At 37.1% G+C, this 278-nt stretch carries 1 protein-coding gene; it reads left to right on the forward strand.

Annotated elements, in window-relative coordinates:
- A partial coding sequence (locus tag AOA61_RS30110; RefSeq protein ID WP_143521286.1) for a CBS domain-containing protein occupies positions 1–278 on the forward strand: 278 nt, incomplete at both ends.

The following is a 278-nucleotide window of genomic DNA, read 5'->3' on the forward strand; positions in this document are numbered from 1 at the left end:
ACGGTGGAAAAGTGGCATGAACTTAATAATAAAACAGGTCATAGTAGATATCCCATAGTTGATGATGACATGAAGGTGCATGGTATAGTTACTGCAAAAGATGTAATGGGTGTTAGTCAATTTATGGAATTAGAAAAAGTGATGACTAAACAGCCGATATCAGTTACATCTCAGACATCTGTTGCATCGGCAGCTCACATGATGGTTTGGGAAGGAATAGAATTACTGCCTGTAATTGATAGTGGCAAACCATTAAAAGGAATTATTAGTAGACAGGA

Source organism: Pseudomonas sp. 2995-1, assembly GCF_002742505.1.
GTDB lineage: Bacteria > Pseudomonadota > Gammaproteobacteria > Pseudomonadales > Pseudomonadaceae > Aquipseudomonas > Aquipseudomonas sivasensis.